General features: G+C 74.3%; 21 protein-coding genes. 13 read left to right on the top strand and 8 right to left on the bottom strand.

What is annotated here, in order from left to right:
- Nucleotides 1-39: 39 nt before the first annotated feature.
- The 10 genes from DQ384_RS19360 to DQ384_RS19315 all read left to right on the top strand — a co-directional run bounded on the left by DQ384_RS19360 (nucleotide 40) and on the right by DQ384_RS19315 (nucleotide 6,160).
- A complete protein-coding gene (locus DQ384_RS19360; protein WP_114030245.1) occupies nucleotides 40-780 on the top strand; it encodes a hypothetical protein in 741 nt (246 codons plus the stop codon).
- A 5-nt stretch (nucleotides 781-785) separates the two neighbouring features.
- On the top strand, nucleotides 786-2,057 hold the full coding sequence (locus tag DQ384_RS19355) for an SRPBCC family protein (protein ID WP_114030356.1): 1,272 nt from the start codon (nucleotides 786-788) through the stop codon (nucleotides 2,055-2,057).
- 91 nt (nucleotides 2,058-2,148) lie between these two features.
- A complete protein-coding gene (gvpJ, locus tag DQ384_RS44195) occupies nucleotides 2,149-2,559 on the top strand; it encodes a gas vesicle protein GvpJ (protein ID WP_114030244.1) in 411 nt (136 codons plus the stop codon).
- Between the two features lie 2 nt (nucleotides 2,560-2,561).
- Nucleotides 2,562-3,410: a GvpL/GvpF family gas vesicle protein gene (locus DQ384_RS19345; RefSeq protein WP_114030243.1), complete on the top strand. Its 849-nt coding sequence runs from the start codon at nucleotides 2,562-2,564 to the stop codon at nucleotides 3,408-3,410.
- 14 nt (nucleotides 3,411-3,424) lie between these two features.
- The gene (locus DQ384_RS19340) at nucleotides 3,425-3,646 is read left to right on the top strand and encodes a gas vesicle protein GvpG (protein WP_114030242.1); all 222 of its coding nucleotides are present in this window, start codon (nucleotides 3,425-3,427) and stop codon (nucleotides 3,644-3,646) included.
- A gap of 51 nt (nucleotides 3,647-3,697) precedes the next feature.
- A complete protein-coding gene (locus tag DQ384_RS19335; RefSeq protein ID WP_245966605.1) occupies nucleotides 3,698-4,129 on the top strand; it encodes a gas vesicle protein GvpO in 432 nt (143 codons plus the stop codon).
- A gap of 1 nt (nucleotide 4,130) precedes the next feature.
- Nucleotides 4,131-4,559, top strand: a complete 429-nt coding sequence (locus DQ384_RS19330; protein ID WP_114030241.1) for a gas vesicle protein — start codon at nucleotides 4,131-4,133, stop codon at nucleotides 4,557-4,559.
- A gap of 57 nt (nucleotides 4,560-4,616) precedes the next feature.
- On the top strand, nucleotides 4,617-5,429 hold the full coding sequence (locus tag DQ384_RS19325) for a GvpL/GvpF family gas vesicle protein (RefSeq protein ID WP_114030240.1): 813 nt from the start codon (nucleotides 4,617-4,619) through the stop codon (nucleotides 5,427-5,429).
- Nucleotides 5,430-5,553: 124 nt separating this feature from the next.
- The gene (locus tag DQ384_RS19320) at nucleotides 5,554-5,802 is read left to right on the top strand and encodes a gas vesicle protein (RefSeq protein ID WP_220183016.1); all 249 of its coding nucleotides are present in this window, start codon (nucleotides 5,554-5,556) and stop codon (nucleotides 5,800-5,802) included.
- Nucleotides 5,783-6,160: a gas vesicle protein K gene (locus tag DQ384_RS19315; protein WP_114030239.1), complete on the top strand. Its 378-nt coding sequence runs from the start codon at nucleotides 5,783-5,785 to the stop codon at nucleotides 6,158-6,160. Before DQ384_RS19320 ends, DQ384_RS19315 begins: the two co-directional genes overlap by 20 nt.
- A 67-nt stretch (nucleotides 6,161-6,227) precedes the next feature.
- Here DQ384_RS19315 and mshC read toward each other — a convergent pair whose 3' ends face one another.
- Nucleotides 6,228-7,463, bottom strand: a complete 1,236-nt coding sequence (gene mshC / locus DQ384_RS19310; RefSeq protein WP_114030238.1) for a cysteine--1-D-myo-inosityl 2-amino-2-deoxy-alpha-D-glucopyranoside ligase — start codon at nucleotides 7,461-7,463, stop codon at nucleotides 6,228-6,230.
- 210 nt (nucleotides 7,464-7,673) lie between these two features.
- Here mshC and DQ384_RS43655 point away from each other — a divergent pair, with 210 nt between their 5' ends.
- The gene (locus tag DQ384_RS43655) at nucleotides 7,674-9,368 is read left to right on the top strand and encodes a serine/threonine-protein kinase (RefSeq protein ID WP_181871289.1); all 1,695 of its coding nucleotides are present in this window, start codon (nucleotides 7,674-7,676) and stop codon (nucleotides 9,366-9,368) included.
- A 34-nt stretch (nucleotides 9,369-9,402) separates the two neighbouring features.
- Here the strand turns inward: DQ384_RS43655 and DQ384_RS19300 are convergent, their stop codons facing one another.
- From DQ384_RS19300 to DQ384_RS19280, 5 genes are all read right to left on the bottom strand, one after another.
- Nucleotides 9,403-10,137 (bottom strand): NRDE family protein, encoded by a 735-nt coding sequence (locus tag DQ384_RS19300; protein WP_114030236.1) that lies wholly within the window; start codon nucleotides 10,135-10,137, stop codon nucleotides 9,403-9,405.
- A 78-nt stretch (nucleotides 10,138-10,215) separates the two neighbouring features.
- The gene (locus tag DQ384_RS19295; RefSeq protein WP_114030235.1) at nucleotides 10,216-10,980 is read right to left on the bottom strand and encodes an SCO1664 family protein; all 765 of its coding nucleotides are present in this window, start codon (nucleotides 10,978-10,980) and stop codon (nucleotides 10,216-10,218) included.
- On the bottom strand, nucleotides 10,977-11,546 hold the full coding sequence (locus tag DQ384_RS19290; RefSeq protein WP_114030234.1) for a DUF3090 domain-containing protein: 570 nt from the start codon (nucleotides 11,544-11,546) through the stop codon (nucleotides 10,977-10,979). Before DQ384_RS19290 ends, DQ384_RS19295 begins: the two co-directional genes overlap by 4 nt.
- A gap of 9 nt (nucleotides 11,547-11,555) precedes the next feature.
- A complete protein-coding gene (locus DQ384_RS19285; RefSeq protein ID WP_114030233.1) occupies nucleotides 11,556-12,269 on the bottom strand; it encodes a histidine phosphatase family protein in 714 nt (237 codons plus the stop codon).
- A gap of 10 nt (nucleotides 12,270-12,279) precedes the next feature.
- A complete protein-coding gene (locus tag DQ384_RS19280; RefSeq protein ID WP_114030232.1) occupies nucleotides 12,280-13,101 on the bottom strand; it encodes an undecaprenyl-diphosphate phosphatase in 822 nt (273 codons plus the stop codon).
- 191 nt (nucleotides 13,102-13,292) lie between these two features.
- Here DQ384_RS19280 and DQ384_RS19275 point away from each other — a divergent pair, with 191 nt between their 5' ends.
- On the top strand, nucleotides 13,293-14,240 hold the full coding sequence (locus DQ384_RS19275) for an aldo/keto reductase (RefSeq protein ID WP_114030231.1): 948 nt from the start codon (nucleotides 13,293-13,295) through the stop codon (nucleotides 14,238-14,240).
- A gap of 187 nt (nucleotides 14,241-14,427) precedes the next feature.
- Entirely contained in the window at nucleotides 14,428-15,384 is a 957-nt protein-coding gene (locus DQ384_RS19270) for a hypothetical protein (RefSeq protein ID WP_114030230.1), read from the top strand.
- Between the two features lie 48 nt (nucleotides 15,385-15,432).
- Here the strand turns inward: DQ384_RS19270 and fabI are convergent, their stop codons facing one another.
- Together fabI and fabG are read right to left on the bottom strand one after the other, a co-directional pair.
- A complete protein-coding gene (fabI, locus tag DQ384_RS19265) occupies nucleotides 15,433-16,197 on the bottom strand; it encodes an enoyl-ACP reductase FabI (protein WP_114030229.1) in 765 nt (254 codons plus the stop codon).
- Between the two features lies 1 nt (nucleotide 16,198).
- Nucleotides 16,199-16,903, bottom strand: a complete 705-nt coding sequence (fabG, locus tag DQ384_RS19260) for a 3-oxoacyl-ACP reductase FabG (RefSeq protein ID WP_114030228.1) — start codon at nucleotides 16,901-16,903, stop codon at nucleotides 16,199-16,201.
- Nucleotides 16,904-16,973 lie beyond the last annotated feature (70 nt).

Here is a 16,973-nt window from a genome sequence, read left to right as displayed (position 1 = left end):
CAGGAACCGTCGAATCGGTAGCCGGAGAAGGAGGCAATCGTGGCAGGCGGACTCAAGGTGGCCGTAGCGGTCGCCCTCGGCTACTTCCTCGGCCGGCACCGGAGGTTCAAGCTCGCGATCGCCCTGGCCGTGGCGGGCGCGACGGGCAGGCTCGGCGGAACGCGCGGCAACCTGCTGGAGCAGGGGATGAAGCTGGTCGGCTCGTCCCCCGAGCTGGAGAAGATCGTCAACAGCGTCCGCGGCGAGCTGTTCGAGGCGGGCAAGGCCGCCGCCAAGGCCGCGGCGAGCAGGCAGGTCTCCTCGCTCAGCACCAAGCTCCAGGACCGCGCCGAGGCCCTGCAGCACGCGGCCAACGTCGCGGCGGGGCTGGAGGAGACCGCGGCGGGAGCGGCGACCGGAGCGGCCGCGACGGCCACCGGCGCCGCCGGAGGAGCCGCCAGGACCGCGCGCGGCGGCGTGTCGGGCCTGCGGGATCGGGCCACGGGCGGCTTCAGGACCGCCAGGGCGCGACGCCGGCGCGGCGAAGAGGAAGAGCCGGAGCCGTACGAGGACGAGTACGGCGACTACGCCGAGTACGAGGAGGAAGAGGACTACGAGGAGGCGCCGCCCCGGCGCGGGCCCCGGCGCGAAGGCGGGCGTGCCCGGGACGTCGAGATGGAGGACGAAGAGGAAGAAGAGGAAGAGGGGCCCGAGGACGAGGACGAGGGGCCGGCCCCGCGCGGGCGCGTGGTCCGTGACCGGCCGTCGCCGCGGTCCCGGCCGGTTCGCCGGAGGGAGTGACCGCGATGGCGGACAAGGACAGGGGCGGGCTGCTGTCCCCGATCAAGCAGCAGATCCGGGGCCTGGCCGGCCTCGCGGGCACGATGGCCCTGCGGGCGGTGCGGCGCAAGGTGGAGCAGACCACCAAGCAGCTCACCAGCTTCGCCGAGGGCGACGGGTTCCGCACGATCGGGCAGCTCGCCGGCGCGGAAGGCGGCACCGGCCGCATCAAGGGCCTCGCCAAGATGGCGTGGGGCGGCCTCAAGAGGAAGCTCGGCTTCGGCGGCAGGCGCAAGCTCAAGTTCTCCAACATCGTGGAGAGCCTGGACATCGGCGCGCCGATCCGGCTGGTCTACGACGTCTGGACCCAGTTCGAGGACTGGCCCACCTTCACGAAGAAGGTGGAGAAGGTCGTCCAGGACAGCGACGAGAAGCTCACCTGGCAGGTGCAGATCTTCCTGCCCCGCCGGACGTGGGAGTCCACGATCATCGAGCAGGAGCCGGACGACAAGATCGTCTGGCGCTCGAAGGCCGCCAAGGGGTACGTCGACGGGTCGGTCACCTTCCACGAGCTCGCGCCCACGATGACCCGGGTGCTGATGGTACTCGAGTACCACCCCAAAGGGTTCATCGAGCACATCGGCATCATCTGGCGCGCGGTGGGCCGCCGGGCGCGCCTGGAGTTCAAGCACATCCGGCGGCACATCATGGTGCACGTCCTGCCGAACCCGGACGAGGTCGAGGGCTGGCGCGGCGTGATCCGCGACGGCGAGGTCGTCAAGGACCACGAGACCGCCCTGCGCGAGGAGGAGGAACGCGAGCGCGCCGAGCGGGAAGAGGAGCCCGAGGAGGGCGAGGAGCGCGCGGGCGAGGCCGAGGAGGCCGAAGAGGGCGCGGAGGCCGCCGGGGCCGGGGAGCGGGGCGAAGGCGAGGAGCCCGAGGAGGCCGGGGAGCCCGAGGAGACCGGGGAGCCCGAGGAGACCGAGGAGGCCGGGGAGGAGCGCCCCCAGGGCCGTCGCCGGCTGGGATGGGGCGGCAGGCGCGGCGAGCGCCCTCGCCCGGAGGAGGGCGGACCGCCGCGGCGCCGTCCCCGCGAGGAGTCCTCCGGCCGGCGCAGCGCCGAGACCGAGGAGTACGAGGAGCGTCCGAGGCGCCGTCCGCCCAGAGGCGAGGAGGAACCCCGCACCCGGCGGCGCCGTCCCGAGGGCGCCGAGGAACGGCCCACGCGGCGGCGCCGTCCCGAGGGCGAGGAGCCGCCTCGCGGGCCGCGGCGGCGCACGGAGCCGGAGGGCCGGTGAGGACGTCGCGCGCCCGGCCGGTTCGCCAGGGACCACCGGCAGGAAATGGCTGCCGGGGACAGACGACACGACAAATGACAAGGAGGGACGAATGACGATCGTGCAGCCCTCAGCGGGCGGAGCACCCGGAAGGCCGTCCTCGTCGGGCGGCGGACTGGCCGACGTCATCGACACGATCCTGGACAAGGGACTGGTCATCGACGCCTACGTCAGCGTGGCGCTCGTGGGCATCGAGCTGCTGACCATCAACGCGCGCATCGTGGTCGCCAGCGTGGACACCTACCTGCGCTTCGCCCAGGCGGTGAACCGGCTGGACCTCGCGGAGCACCAGAAGGGGCTTCCCGAGCTGATGCAGGACATGACGCAGGGCGTGGCGAAGTCGAAGACCAAGGGCATCGCGCAGGGCGCGCTGGAGGCCGCGGGCGAGAAGCTGCGCGAGTTCGCCGGCGAGTACGCCCAGGAACCCGCACCCCGCCGCAGGCGCGGCCGAGAGGAGGACTGACCATGGCCCGTTCGACGCCCAGTGCCACGGCAGGAGGCGAGGCTCCCCACGACCGCTCGGACGCGCCCGCCCGCGAGCCCGGCGCCCCGCCCTCGGACTCCGAACGGGCGACCGCCTCGTACGTCTACGGCATCCTGCCCGGCGACGTCGAGCTCACCCCCGAGGCGCGCGGAGTGGGAGATCCCCCCGGAGAGATCCGTCTCGTGCGGCACGACGACATCGCCGCCCTCATCAGCGACCTGCGCCCGACCAGGCCCCTCGGCAAGCCCGCCGACCTGATGGCCCACCAGCAGCTGCTGGACGACGTGGCGGCGGAGGTCCCCGTCCTTCCCCTGCGCTTCGGGGCCGTCATGGAGAGCCCGGAGGCCGTCGTCCGCGAACTGCTGGCCCCGCACCACGACGAGTTCCGCGACGCCCTGGAACGGCTGGAGGGCCGCGCCCAGTACGTCGTCAAGGGCCGGTACGAGGAGGGCACGCTCCTGCGGGAGGTGCTCCAGGAGCAGCCGGAGGCGGCCCGCCTGCGCGAGCAGATCCGCGACCTGCCCGAGGAGGCGACCTGGGACGCCAGGATCCGCCTCGGCGAGATCATCAACCAGGCCGTCGAGCGGAAGCGGGACGCCGACACCCAGGCGCTCGCCGAGGGCCTGGCCCCCCAGTGCGTCGCGGTCGTCATCCGGGAGCCGACTCACGAGGAGGACGCCGCCCACCTCGCCGTCCTGGTGGAGACCGACCGGCAGGAGGGCTTCGAGGACGCGCTGGAGGACTTCGGCCGCCGGTGGGAGGGCCGCGTCACCCTGCGGCTGCTCGGCCCGCAGGCGCCGTACGACTTCGTCACCACGCGGGAGGCCTGAGGGGAAGCGATGACATGGGCCTGCTGAAGCTGCTCGTGACCTGGCCGCTCGCCCCCGTCCAGGCGCTGATCCGCCTGGGCGAGCTGATCGAGGAGCAGGTGGAGACGCAGCTGCACGACCCGGCGGCGGTGCGGCGGCAGCTGGAGGAGGTCGAGCGCGCCGCCGCCGAGGGCCTGATCACCGAGGAGGAGGCGGAGCGGGCGACCGAGGAGATCCTCCAGCGGATGATCGGCTGACGGCACGCGACCGCCCGTGGCGGACCGGGGGAACCGAGAGGAGGTGCGACCGTGGCCGTGAACCGGAGAGGCCGGGGCGAGCGCGCCGCCGGCGGACACGCGCGCGAGGACTCCTACGAGGACGACTCCTACGACCACGACGAGAACACCGCCGATGATCGGGAGACCCTCAGGACCCGGCGCGAGCGCGCGCGGGAGGCCGGGGGCGGACCGCGTCGCCTGACGGCGGCGACGGCGGGCCGGGTCGCGCTTCGGCACATCGCCGACCTGACCGGCAAGGACGTCGAGGGCGTGACGCTGGTGAAGCCGGCGGGCGACGGCTGGACGGTCGAGGTCGAGGTGGTGGAGGACCACCGCATCCCCTCCTCGGGCGACACGCTCGGCATCTACGCGGCCGACCTGGACTCCGAGGGCGACCTGGTGTCCTACCGCCGCGTGCGCACCTACAAGCGCGCGCGGGGCGACACGGGCGGAGTGTACTGACATGTCCGACCCGACCGGACGCGTGGTGCCGCAGTCCTACGGGCAGCCGCGGGCGCCGGTGGCCCGTGACTCCGGGGGCAACCTGGGCGACATCCTGGAGCGGGTGCTCGACCGGGGCGTGGTGATCGTCGGCGACATCCGTGTGAACCTCCTCGACATCGAGCTGCTCACCATCAAGCTGCGGCTGCTGATCTCCTCGGTGGACACCGCGCGGGAGCTGGGCATCGACTGGTGGGAGCACGACCCGTGGCTCAGCTCCAAGGACCGCGACCTCGTCGAGGAGAATCGCAGGCTGCGCCGCCGGCTCGCCGCCGTCGAGGAGGGCGAGGAGGAGCGCCCGCGCGTCGAGGGGCCGCGGCGGGCGGACACCTACGACGACCGGGACCGCCGGACGGAACGGGCGTACGGCCGGGAACGCCGCCGTGAGTGAGGCCGTGAGTGACCGTGACGCGTCCGGCGGCCGGGACCGCGAGGGAGGAGGACCACGGTGGCTGACAGCGCGACATACCTGTACGCGATCACCCGGGAGAAGGACCGGGCCGACCCGGAGCGGCTGGCGGGCGTCGCGGGCGTGGCCGGAGCGCCGGTCCGCGCGGTACCGCAAGCCGGCCTGGTCGCCTACGTGAGCACCGTGCCGCTGGCGGAGTTCGGCGAGGAGCCCCTGCGGCGCTCGCTGGAGGACCTGGACTGGGTGGGCGAGACGGCCCGCGCCCACCACCGCGTCGTGGAGACGGTCGCCATGGACGCGGCGACCGCGCCGGTGCGGCTGGTCACCGTGTACAGCGGCGACGCGCAGGTCCGCGCGATGCTGGAGCGCAGGCACGAGGACCTCGCCACGGTGCTGGCCCAGGTGGCCGGGCGGCGCGAGTGGGGCGTCAAGGTGTACGCCCACCCGGCGCGCCCCGCCTCCCCCGTCGGCGCGCGGGCCCCCGAGTCCCCCGAGGCCTCCGGCGCCGGGCCGGGCACGGCCTACCTGCGGCGGCGCAAGGCCAGCCTGCGCGGCCGCGACGAGGCGTGGCGGGAGGCCGCCGAGCGTGCCGAGCACATCCATGAGGCCCTGGCGGACGTCGCGGTGGCGACCCGGCGGCACCGGGCCCAGGACCCGCGGCTTTCCGGCCGCGACGAGTGGATGCTGCTCAACGGCGCCTACCTCGTCGACGAGGATCGGCGCGGCGAGTTCGCGGCCGCGGTCGAGGGGCTGAGGGAGCCGGGCATCGACGTCGAGATCACCGGGCCCTGGGCGCCGTACTCGTTCACCGCCCTGGAGTTCGCGGCCCCGGAGGATCGCGATGGCGGATGAGACCGGAGGCGCCACGGCCGGCCGGACCGGGAGCACGACGGCGCGGGAGCCGGGGGGCACGACGGCGAGGGAGACCGGGGACGTCCGGGAGCCGGGTGCGGGGCCGGCCGCGAGGGAGCCCGTCATGCGGGCCCGGGACGCCGCCCCGCGCGGCGCCGCGATGGCCGCCGAGGGGCGGCTGCCGCCGGAGCGGGTCGCCCTGGTGGACCTGCTGGACCGGCTGCTGGCGGGCGGCGTCGTGGTCACCGGCGATCTGGTGCTGTCGATCGCCGACATCGAGCTCGTGCGCATCTCGCTGCGCGCGCTGATCATGTCGGTCCGGTCCTCGGAGTCTTTGGACACGGGAGTGCGCTATGAACCCCAACGGTACTGAGCCCCCCCGGCCCCCCGAGGCCCCGGAGCGTCGCTCCGAGCGGCGGGCGGGACACGGGGACCCTGAGCCGGCCTCCGCCGGGCGCTGGCACCTGCGGGCCGACCCCGACACGGTGGAGCGGGACCTGACCCGGCTCGTCCTGACGCTGGTCGAGCTGGTCCGCCAGCTCGTCGAGCGCCAGTGCGTGCGGCGCATGGACCAGGGCGACCTGTCGGACGAGCAGGTCGAGGCGCTCGGGGTGACGCTCATGCGCCTGGAAGAGGCGATGAACGACCTGTGCGACCGTTTCGAGGTGTCCCCCGCGGACCTGAACCTCGACCTCGGCCCGCTGGGGACGCTGCTGCCGACCGACCGCTAGGACCCGCCCGGCGCCGGCCGCGCGACCGGCGCCCGCGCGTCGCTACCGGGCCCCTGGCATGGGCCCCTCAGAGCCGGACGCCGAGCAGCGCGTCGGCCGTGGCGCGGACCAGGCCGGGGGCCTCGGCATCCGTGCCGTCCGTGCCGTCCGTGCCCGCCAGGGCGTGCTCGGCCCAGGTGTCGATCGCGGTCAGGGCGCCGGGCGCGTCCAGATCGGCGGCGAGGCGCTCCCGGACCTCCGTCAGGACCGGCCGGGCGTCAGGACCGGCCGTGAGGGCCGTAGCCGCTCGCCAGCGCGCCAGGCGGGCCGCCGCCCGGTCGATCTGGTCGCCGGTCCACTCCCAGTCGGAGCGATAGTGGTGGGCCAGCAGCGCGAGCCGCACGGCCAGCGGGTCGTGCTCGGCGCGCAGCCGGGAGACGAAAACGAGGTTGCCCCGGGACTTCGACATCTTCTCGCCGTCCAGCCCCACCATGCCGGCGTGGACGTAGGACTTCGCGAAGGGCCACTCGCCGGTGGCGACGTGGCCCTCGCTGGCGCCCATCTCGTGATGGGGGAAGATCAGGTCCGACCCGCCTCCCGAGACGTCGAAGCCGCTTCCGAGGCAGCTCAGCGCGATCGCGGTGCACTCGACGTGCCACCCGGGACGGCCGGGGCCGAAGGGGGACGGCCAGGACGGCTCGCCGGGCCGCTCGGCGCGCCACAGCAGCCAGTCGAGGGGGTGGCGCTTGCCCTCGCGCGCGGGGTCTCCGCCGCGCTCGGCGAACAGCTCCAGCATGCGCTCCTCGGTGTAACCCGAGACGGCGCCGAACTTGGGGGCGGCGGCGGCCGAGAAGTAGACGTCGCCGCCGACCTCGTAGGTGGCGCCCTTGTCCTTCAGCCGCTGGATCAGCTCGGCGACCTGGCCGACGACCTCCGTCACGCCGACGTACTCACGGGGCGGCAGCAGGCGCAGCGCCTCCATGTCGGTGCGGAACAGCTCGATCTCGCGGCCGGCCAGCTCCCGCCAGTCGATGCCGTCCCGCTCGGCGCGTTCCAGCAGCGGATCGTCCACATCGGTGGCGTTCTGGGTGTAGTGCACCTCGTGCCCCGCGTCCCGCCAGACACGGTTCACCAGGTCGAACGCCAGGTATGTGTTCGCGTGCCCGAGGTGGGTGGCGTCGTACGGGGTGATCCCGCACACGTACATGCGCGCCGTCGGCCCCGGGGAGGTCGGCCTGACCTCGCGCGCCGAAGTGTCGTAGAGCCGGAGGGGGAGGCCGGCGCCGGGCAGTGGCGCTATCTCGGGAGCAGGCCAGGATCGCATGCCCTGAGCCTATCCATGCGCAGGTCCGGTGGGATCACCCTGGGGTGTCCGTTTCGTCAGAGTAGGGGTCGGGCGTGGCCGATCACGCAAACCCATACCAAGGCGGTCTCGACGTGGCAGAATCTTGCCGCCACGGGTGCGGGGGCTCGGCACGTCAGGCGTTCGCTGCCAAGGAGACCTCATTTGCCGCCTTTGCCGTCCTCCAGGTCTTTGGGCCCCGACGATCCGCCCCTCGTCGCCTCCTACCGGGTGACCGGCCGCATCGGCGAGGGCGGCCAGGGCGTCGTGTACGCCGCCGAGACGGCGCGGGGCGAGCGCGTGGCCGTGAAGCTGCTGCACCGCCGGTTGTCGGAGGACGAGGGCGTCCGGCGGGCCTTCGGCGCGGAGCTGCGGCGGGCGCAGCGGGTGGCGGGCCCCCACGTGGCGCGGGTCCTGTCGTACGGCATCCACGACGGCCGCCTGTACCTCGCCTCCGAGTACGTCGACGGCCCCTCCCTGGCCGGGCTGGTGGAGCGGCAGGGGCCGCGCGGCGGCGGCGAGCTGGACCGGCTGGCGGTCGCGACGCTGGAGGCCCTGGCGGCCGTGCACGAGGCGTCCACGGCGCACGGCGGCTTCGGCCCCCGGGCGGTGCTGATCGGGCCGGACGGCCCCCGCGTGGCCGAGGTCGGCCTCGGGCGCGCGCTGGCGGCGGCGCCGGCGCCGTCCCCCGTCGCCTCGCCGTTCACCGCGCCCGAGAACCTGGCCGGCACGCCGCTCGGCCCGGAGGCCGACATGTTCGCCTGGGCGGGCACCATGGCCTACGCGGCCACCGGCCGCGCGCCGTTCGGGCAGGACTCGGTCCCGGCCGTGGTCAACCGCATCCTGACCGGCGTCCCTGACGTCTCGATGCTCGCCGGGCCCCTGCGCGAGGCCGTCGCCGCGTGCCTGGACAAGCAGCCCGCCCGCCGGCCCACGGCCCGTGCCCTGCTGGACGGGCTGCGCGACCCGCGCGGGGTCCCGCCGTCCACGGGCGTCCCCGCCTGGGGGTACACGCCGGTGCTCCCCCCGCCGGCTCCCCCGGCGCAGGCGGGCCCGGTCCCGCCCGTCTCCCCGCCTCCCCCGCCTGTCCCGGCAGTCCCTCCGGCCCCGCCTGCCCCGGCCGTCCCGCCGCCCGGGCCGGCCGCAGAGGCTCCCGGCGGGACGTCCGGCGACGTGCCGGTGGCCGGTGGCCGCGTCGTGCCGCCGGGCCGCCCCGTCGCGCCGGCGGGCCACCCGGTACCGCCCGGCCGCCCGGTCCCCCCGCCGAGCCGTCACGCGCTGCCGCCCGCCGCCGGGCCCGGTCCCGGCGCGAGGCCCGTCCCCGCGCGCGGGCGCGGGCGCCGCCGTCTGCTGGCCGTGGCCGCGATCACGGCCGGAGGCGCGGCGCTGGCCGCCGCGATCGTCGTGGTCTCCTCCCCCGGCGGCGGGGACGAGCGGGCGATACCGGGGTCGTTCGCGCCGCCGCCCACGCTCCTCCCCCAGCCCACGCCCTCCGCCAGCGAGCCGCCCGCCACGGACCCGACCCCGGTGCCCTCGCCGGAGAAGACCACGCCCAAGCCGAGCCCGACCCCGAGCCCGCCGCCGGAGACGACCAGGCCGCCGGCCCCCAAGCCCGTGCTGGAGGTCAGCCCGACCAACTACCGGGTGAACTCCGACTTCATCTTCTACGTGAACATCCGGCTGCGGGCGCCGAAGGGCACCGTGCGGTGGCGGGCGTCGATCACCGAGGGCGGGGTGCTCAGCTCGACGCACGGCACGATCCGCGCGGGCCGCTCGGCCACGATCACCGCCTACGGGACGCCGTACTGCAGCACCTCGCGGATCAGGTTCACGTCCAACGGGGGCGCCAGGACCGTGACGATCGCCTGGGGCGGCACGCTCTGCTGACCGCCCGTGCCGCGCTGACCGCCCGTGCCGCCGATCAGGCCCCCGGGAGCGGGACGGGATACCACGACGAGGGGTCGGCGGGACGCGGGCAGAACTCGTAGCGCAGGGCGTCGGGGGCCAGCGCGACCAGCGTGACCGAGCTGCTGCCCCAGCTCCCCTCGGGAAGCTCGTGGCGGACCACCAGGGCGCGGGGGTCGGAGACCGGCAGCCCCGCCCCGGTGGCCAGCCCGCGCCACTGCTGCCACGAGGCGCCGTCGTCGTGCGCGGACGGGCGCGCCGCCGCGGCGAAGCGCGGGCGGAAGTAGGCGCCGCGCGGCCCCTCCTCGTCGCGCTCCCAGCCGCCGTTGACGATCACGTGCGTGCCCTCGGGGAGCTTGGCGTCGGTCACCCGCTCGCCGTCCCAGCTCCACAGGCGCACGCCGCCGGGATCGGCCACGAGCAGGTGGAAGGGGTCGTAACACGCCAGGTCGCCCGCCGGAAGCTCGCCCGCGACGGCGGCGCGCAGGGGGAGGTCGCCGCGTGACCTGCGGGTCCCGGCGGCGGCGGGCGTCCCGTGGCCGTTCAGCAGCGCGGCCACGCGGGAGGCGCCGGGGTCGGCCGCCAGCCAGGTGCCGCCCGCCTCCAGGTCGCGCCCGCCCACGAGGCGCGGGTACTCGGGCCAGTGCGGCCCCGGGGGCTCCCACGGCCGCGTGGCGAACTCGTCGCGCACGCCCGCGAGGACCACCGGCGTCGGCGCGCCCGGCTGGAATCCGATGACGACGGTGCACATGCCCGTTCCCTCCAGGGGTGGTAGAGATGGACAGCCCTCTGGAAGGGTACGCCTGCGCCCGTTACCGCCGGAACCGGCTCAGATGGGCGGCCAGGGGATGGCGGGCCAGTCTTCCGACGGGTAGGGGTGGATGCCCGTGCTGAGCAGGCGGCGCACCCGCTCCCAGGTGGCCTCGACCTCCGCGAGCGTCAGCAGCTCGCGCAGCCGCCGGCCGAGCCTGCCCCGCTCGATCTCGCGTTCGAGCCTGGCCAGGACGTTCACGGCCTCGCGGGGAAGCGGCTTGCCGCGCCACTGCCACAGGACGGTGCGGAGCTTGTCCTCCTCGGAGAAGCAGACGCCGTGGTCCACGCCGTAGATGTGCCCGTCGGGCAGCGGGAGCAGGTGGCCGCCCTTGCGGTCGGCGTTGTTGACCACCGCGTCGAAGATGGCCATGCGGCGCAGCGCGGGGTTGCGGCTGCGGATCAGGGCCATCAGGTCGGCCTCGGGGTCGGTGTCGATCCAGAGCTGGCACATTCCGCGGCCGAACGGCCCGTCGCGCAGGACGCTCGGCGGCACGATGTGCCAGCCGGTCGCGGCGGAGACCTCGAAGGCCGCCACCTCCCGGGCCGCCAGCGTGCCGTCCGGGAAGTCCCACAGCGGCCGCTCGCCCCGCACCGGCTTGTACACGCACTCGGAGACCAGGCCGTCCAGGCGGATCGTGCAGTAGAGCGTCATGTTGGTCGCCTCGACCAAGCGGCCGGCGACCTCGATGGTCCCTTCGCGGAGCAGGCGGAGCGCGGTGACGTCGTCGAGGCCCGACGCACCGGGGAGGCTGCTGAGCCGGGGGTCGCTCTCTGCACTCACGTACGGTCCCCCCGGTGGCCGTTCAGCCGGACGCAGATATGGCCTTCGGCGTCGAGCGGCTGCCCGCACAGCGGGCAGGGCGGCCGGCCCGCCGCGACGACCTCCAGGGCCCGCTGGGTGAACGCCCGGGCCGCGGCGGCGCTGATGTGGACCCGCAGGACCGCGGACTCGGGACGGTCGAGCCGGTCGAGCTCGTCCTCCGGCTGCTCCTCGTCCTCGTCGGTGGCCTCCTGGGCCTCGATGACGACCTGCGCGGTGTCCGGGTCCCAGGCGAGCGCCATGGTGCCCACCCGGAAGTCCTCCTCGATGGGGAGGTCGAGGGGGCCCTTGTCGGCGAGCTCCACCGGCGCCATGGCCGGCACGGGCGCGGTGCCCCCGCTGCGGCGCAACACCTCGTCGAGCAGCTCGTCCAGCCGGTCGGCCAGGACCGCGACCTGGAACTTCTCCAGCCCGACGGTCGTCAGGCGCCCCTCACCACGGGCTTGCAGAAAGAAGGCGCGTGACCCCGGTTGCCCAACGGCACCGGCCACGAACCTGTCTGGCGGATCGTAGTCGAAGACCGGCATAGCCCGACCTTACGTGGTCCCGGCTCCGCCGCCGACAGCGGCGTCGCTCTCGGTGGATTTTTCTGCCCCGTCTTCCTGCTCCGAACCCTCAGGCCCGGGCGGTGGGGGTAGGAGATTCTCGACCCCGCCTCCCACATCGTTGACCCTCAGGACGAACGGCCGCAGCGGGGTGTAGCGGATCGCCGTGAGGGACGCCGGGTCGGCGGTGATGCGCTGGAACTGGTCGAGGTGGACGCCCATCGCGTCGGCCACGATGGCCTTGATGACGTCTCCGTGGCTGCAGACCAGGTACGTCGCCTTCTCGCCCAGCCTGTCGTTCCAGTGGCGCACGGCCGCGACCGCGCGGCGCTGCACCCCGGCGAGCGACTCGCCGCCCGGGAAGACGGCGGCGCTCGGGTGCTGCTGCACGACCCGCCACAGCGGCTCCTGCGCGAGTTCCTTCAGCGGCCGGCCGGTCCAGTCGCCGTACCCGCACTCGCCGAAACGTTCATCGGTCTCGATCTTCACTCCGTCACGTCCCCGGAGCACCGCGGAGGCGGTCTCCTGGCAGCGTTCCAGAGGGCTGGAGACGATCGCGTCCAGGTGCACGGGGGTGAGCCGGGCGGCGAGGGCCTCGGCCTGCGCCAGCCCCCGCTCGCTGAGGTGGACCCCGGGGGTCCAGCCGGCGAGCACGGGCCCGGTCATGTCCGTCAGACCGTGCCGCACCAGAAGCAAAGTGGTCACAACGCCAAGCCTATTGGGCCGTGATCACCCCTAGGGACAACAGAGTCAGCAGAAAGGCACCGATGAATACGCGATAGGTGACGAAGACCATCATGGAGTGACGCGTGATGTACCGGAGCAGCCAGGCGATCGAGGCGTAGCCGACGGCGAAGGAGACGACGGTCGCGATCACGGTCGGGACCAGGTCGGGGCCGCCGCCTTCGCCGACGTTGCGCATCTCGAACAGGCCGGACAGCACCACTGCCGGGATGGAGAGCAGGAACGAGTAGCGGGCGGCCGCCTCGCGGGTGAACCCGAGGAACAGCCCGCCGGTGATCGTCGAGCCGGACCGGGACGCGCCGGGCACCAGCGCGAGCGCCTGGAAACCTCCGATGATCAGGCCGTCCCGGAGGGTGAGGGAGTCGATCGGGGTGCGCTGGCGGCCGATCTGCTCGGCGAGCAGGAGCAGCAGGCCGAAGACGATCAGCACGGTGGCGTTGATCCACAGGTTGCGGGCGGGGCCCTCGATGGCGTCCTTGAACACCACCCCGAGCACCCCCAGCGGGATCGTGCCCAGCCCGATGTACCAGCCCATGCGCGCGTCCACCTCGCCGCGCAGCTCGGGCGTCCACAGGCTCCGCAGCCACGTCCAGGCGATGCGCACGATGTCGCGCCAGAAGTAGATGACCACGGCCAGCATGGTGCCGAGCTGGATCACGGCGGTGAAGGCGGCGCCCGGGTCGGCCCAGCCGAACAACCGGGGAACGATGAGCAGGTGGGCGGAGCTCGAGATCGGCAGGAACTCGGTGAGACCCTGCACGATGCCGAGCACGATCGCTTGCAGTGCGTCCATAGTGCGCGCCAGCCTAGGGCAGCGCCGCCGCCCCGGTGAGCCCGGCGCGGTGACAACGCGGCGATGAGACGGTGAAGGAATCGCCGAGGGCCGCCGCGGAGGCGGCCGCCGGGGTGGCGGAAGGCCCGCGGGGGCGCGTCCGGGGGCTTCCCGGCCGGTGGCAGGACCCGGCACGGTAACCTGGCCGGATCATGGATCAGCGATTGGTCGGGCGCAGCGGTCTTTCGGTGTCGAGAGTGGGGCTCGGCACGATGACCTGGGGGCGGGACACGGCGGCCGAGGAGGCCGCTGCGCAGCTCGTCGCGTTCGCCGAGGCCGGGGGCACGCTCGTCGACACCGCCGACGTGTACGCGGGGGGCGACGCCGAGCGGCTGCTCGGCCGCCTGCTGCGCGCGTCGGTGCCGCGCTCGGAGGTCGTCATCGCCACCAAGGCGGTCCTGACGCCGCGTGGGCCCCGCTCGCGCAACGCCTCGCGCAGGAGCCTCATCTCGGCGCTGGACGCCTCGCTGGACCGGCTGGGGGTCGAGGACGTCGACCTGTGGCAGCTTCACGCCTTCGACCCCGAGGTCCCGCTGGAGGAGACGCTGGCCGCGGTCGACACGGCCGTCTCCTCGGGCCGCACGATGTACGCGGGGGTGTGCAACTACACCGGGTGGCAGGTCGCCGCCGCCGGCGTCTGGCAGCGCTCGGCGCCCGCCCGCGCGCCGATCGTGTCGGTCCAGGTCGAGTACTCCCTGCTGGCCAGGGACGCCGAGCGCGAGGTGCTGGCCGCGGCCGAGCACGTCGGCGCGGGGGTGCTGGCCTGGTCGCCGCTCGGGCGTGGGGTGCTGACGGGCAAGTACCGCGTGGGCATCCCGGCCGACTCGCGGGCCGCGACGCCGCACTTCGCCGACTTCGTCCAGCCCTACCTCGACGAGCGCTGCCGCCGCGTGGTGGAGTCGGTGACCACTGCCGCCGACGGGCTCGGGGTGTCGCCGCTGGCGGTGGCCCTGGCCTGGGTGCGCGACCAGCCGGGCGTGGCCTCGGCGATCGTGGGGGCGCGCACGCACGCCCAGCTCAAGGGCGTCCTGCAGGCCGAGGCGCTGACCCTGCCGGTGGAGATCCGCGAGGCACTGGACGACGTCTCCGCCGTCGACTGAAGGCCGCGTTCACCGGGCCGTCATCGGAGTGGGCACACGGTGAACGGGAATCGTCCTCGCGTATCACTAGTCGGTACCGAATCGCACCTTTTACTGGAATGACGGGCGCGGAGTTACACGATTGACGGGGGTCGGCGGGGAGGGGAGCCCGGCGGCCCTCGCCGCACGAGGAGATGGAGGAGAAGGCATGCGCAAGGGCACGACCGTCGTATCGGCGGGAGCGCTGACGCTGGCGCTGAGCGGGGTGACCGCACTCCTGGTGGCGGCGCCCGCCGCGGCGGCGCCGGCGCGCCCGGCCGGCTGCGACGGGGGCGGCGGCCCTTCGTCCGGCCTCACCGACGACCTGTGCGGCCTGCTCGGCGGCGTCGCCGACACGGTGGACCACCTCACCCGCGACCTGGACGGGATCACCCGCCCGATCGACGAGACGGCCGACAAGCTGCTGGGCGGCGACCGCTCGTCCGCCGGACCCTCCCCCGCCGCCACACCCCCCGCGCCCGCCTCGCCGAAGGCCGCGGCGCCGAGCGGGTCGCCCGCCGATGACTCGCCGACAGGCGGCGAGCTGCTGCGGGTCCCCGTGGACACCTCGTGCCTGCCGCTGATCGCGTCCGACGACTGCGACCGGGAAGCGGTCTCTCCGACCCCGCGCCCGCCCGCCCCCCGGGATCGTTCCACTCCCACCCCGGCGCCGCTGCCCGTCGCCCCGTCCCCGTCCCCATCCCCGTCCCGCGTGCCGGACGCTCCGCGGTCCCCCGAGCCCGCGAAGACGCCCACCCCCTTGTCCCCCTCATGGCCGGTGGAGCCCGGGCCCACGGGCGGCGCGCGGCCGGGAGGCGGCTCCTGGGCCGTCGAGGTCCCGCGGGTGACGCCCTCGCCGGTTCCGTCCGCCGACGTCGAGACGCCGCCGATCATGCCGCTGTGGCCCGGCCAGCGGCTTCCGACGCTCACGGGACGGCTCGGCGCCCGTCCCGTCGCCCCCGGCAGGCCCTACGACGCGGCGGGGACGGCGCTCACGGCGGTGCTACTGGCCTCGGCGATCCTCGCCACGCGCGTCGTGCAGGCGCGCAGGCGCGACGAGCCGCCGAGGACGATGCCCCTGGAGGGGCTGGGCCGCCCCGACGCCGGGCGTCACCGCCTGGCCTGAGGACGGGCCGGGAACCGGCCCCCGGCGCGAGGCCGGGGGCCCGCGGTGTCAGGTGCCCATCGCGTGGACGCCGCCGTCCACGTGGACGATCTCACCCGTGGTGGCGGGGAACCAGTCCGACAGGAGCGCGACGCACGCCTTGGCCGTCGGGGTGGGGTCGCCCAGGTCCCACCCGAGGGGGGCCTTGGACGGCCAGCTCTCCTCGAACTCGGCGAAGCCGGGGATGGACCTGGCCGCCATCGTGCGCACCGGGCCGGCCGCCACGAGGTTCACCCGGATGCCGTGCTTGCCCAGGTCGCGCGCGAGGTAGCGCGAGCACGACTCCAGGCCCGCCTTGGCCACGCCCATCCAGTCGTAGACCGGCCAGGCCTTGGTGGCGTCGAAGTCGAGACCGACGACGGCGCCGCCCTCCTTCATCAGCGGCAGGCAGGCGACGGCCAGCGACTTGAACGAGTACGTGGAGACCTGGACGGCCGTGGAGACGTCCTCCCAGGTGGTGTTGAGGAAGTTGCCCCCGAGCGCGGTCTGCGGGGCGAAGGCGATGGCGTGGACGACGCCGTCGAGGCCGTCGAGGTGCTCGCCGACGCGGTCGGCCAGCGTGTCCAGGTGGTCGGTGTTCTGGACGTCCAGCTCGACCACCGGGGGCGGCTCGGGCAGCCGCTTGGCGATGCGCTCGACCAGGCTGAGCCGGCCGAAACCCGTGAGCACGACCTGGGCGCCCTGCTCCTGGGCCAGCCTGGCCACGGAGAAGGCGATCGAGGCCTCGGTGAGCACGCCGCTCACCAGCAGGCGCTTGCCGTCGAGAATTCCCATGTCAGTGCCCCATTCCCAGGCCGCCGTCGACGGGCAGGACCGCTCCGGTGATGTACGCGGCGTCCTCGCTCGCCAGGAACTTGACCGCACGCGCGACGTCCGCGGCGGTCGCGGCGCGGCCGAGCGGGACGTTCTTGAGTATGGCCTGCTGCTGCCCGGATTCGAGCGAGGCCGTCATGTCGGTCTCGACGAACCCCGGGGCGACGACGTTGACGGTGATGCTACGGGAGCCGAGCTCGCGGGCCAGCGACCGGGCGAAGCCGATCATGCCCGCCTTGGAGGCGGCGTAGTTCGTCTGGCCGGCCGAGCCGAGCAGCGCGACCACCGAGGACACCATGATGATGCGGCCCCGGCGCATCTTCAGCATGCCGCGCGTGGCGCGCTTGGCGACGCGGAAGGCGCCGGTGAGGTTGGTGTCGAGGACGCCGGTGAAGTCCGCCTCCTTCATGAGGGGCAGCAGCGTGTCCCGGGTGACGCCGGCGTTGGCCACGACGACCTCGACGGGCCCGTGCTCGGCCTCCGCCTTGGAGAAGGCCGTGTCCACGTCTTCCGAGCTGGTGACGTCGCACCTCACCCCGAACAGGCCCTCGGGGGGTTCTCCGGAGCGGTAGGTGACGGCGACGGCGTCACCGGCGGCGGCCAGCTCGCGGGCGATCGAGAGGCCGATCCCGCGGTTGCCGCCGGTTACGAGTACTGATCGAGCCATGCCCACGACGCTATCGCCTACTCGCAGGTAAATCCTTATCCGCGCCGTACAAGATCACGGGGTTAGGATC

It is taken from the genome of Sphaerisporangium album (assembly GCF_003323745.1).
In the GTDB taxonomy this organism is placed as follows: domain Bacteria; phylum Actinomycetota; class Actinomycetes; order Streptosporangiales; family Streptosporangiaceae; genus Sphaerisporangium; species Sphaerisporangium album.
This window is presented reverse-complemented; position numbering and strand designations above follow the sequence as displayed.

Bases quoted from the DNA above. Each gene is read 5' to 3' on its own strand.
- DQ384_RS19355 (WP_114030356.1), top strand. From the start codon at position 786: ATGGCGGACAAGGACAGGGGCGGGCTGCTGTCCCCGATCAAGCAGCAG.
- gvpJ (WP_114030244.1), top strand. From the start codon at position 2,149: ATGACGATCGTGCAGCCCTCAGCGGGCGGAGCACCCGGAAGGCCGTCC.
- DQ384_RS19345 (WP_114030243.1), top strand. From the start codon at position 2,562: ATGGCCCGTTCGACGCCCAGTGCCACGGCAGGAGGCGAGGCTCCCCAC.
- DQ384_RS19340 (WP_114030242.1), top strand. From the start codon at position 3,425: ATGGGCCTGCTGAAGCTGCTCGTGACCTGGCCGCTCGCCCCCGTCCAG.
- DQ384_RS19330 (WP_114030241.1), top strand. From the start codon at position 4,131: ATGTCCGACCCGACCGGACGCGTGGTGCCGCAGTCCTACGGGCAGCCG.
- DQ384_RS19320 (WP_220183016.1), top strand. From the start codon at position 5,554: ATGCGGGCCCGGGACGCCGCCCCGCGCGGCGCCGCGATGGCCGCCGAG.
- DQ384_RS19315 (WP_114030239.1), top strand. From the start codon at position 5,783: ATGAACCCCAACGGTACTGAGCCCCCCCGGCCCCCCGAGGCCCCGGAG.
- mshC (WP_114030238.1), bottom strand. From the start codon at position 7,463: ATGCGATCCTGGCCTGCTCCCGAGATAGCGCCACTGCCCGGCGCCGGC.
- DQ384_RS19300 (WP_114030236.1), bottom strand. From the start codon at position 10,137: ATGTGCACCGTCGTCATCGGATTCCAGCCGGGCGCGCCGACGCCGGTG.
- DQ384_RS19290 (WP_114030234.1), bottom strand. From the start codon at position 11,546: ATGCCGGTCTTCGACTACGATCCGCCAGACAGGTTCGTGGCCGGTGCC.
- DQ384_RS19280 (WP_114030232.1), bottom strand. From the start codon at position 13,101: ATGGACGCACTGCAAGCGATCGTGCTCGGCATCGTGCAGGGTCTCACC.
- DQ384_RS19275 (WP_114030231.1), top strand. From the start codon at position 13,293: ATGGATCAGCGATTGGTCGGGCGCAGCGGTCTTTCGGTGTCGAGAGTG.
- DQ384_RS19270 (WP_114030230.1), top strand. From the start codon at position 14,428: ATGCGCAAGGGCACGACCGTCGTATCGGCGGGAGCGCTGACGCTGGCG.
- fabI (WP_114030229.1), bottom strand. From the start codon at position 16,197: ATGGGAATTCTCGACGGCAAGCGCCTGCTGGTGAGCGGCGTGCTCACC.
- fabG (WP_114030228.1), bottom strand. From the start codon at position 16,903: ATGGCTCGATCAGTACTCGTAACCGGCGGCAACCGCGGGATCGGCCTC.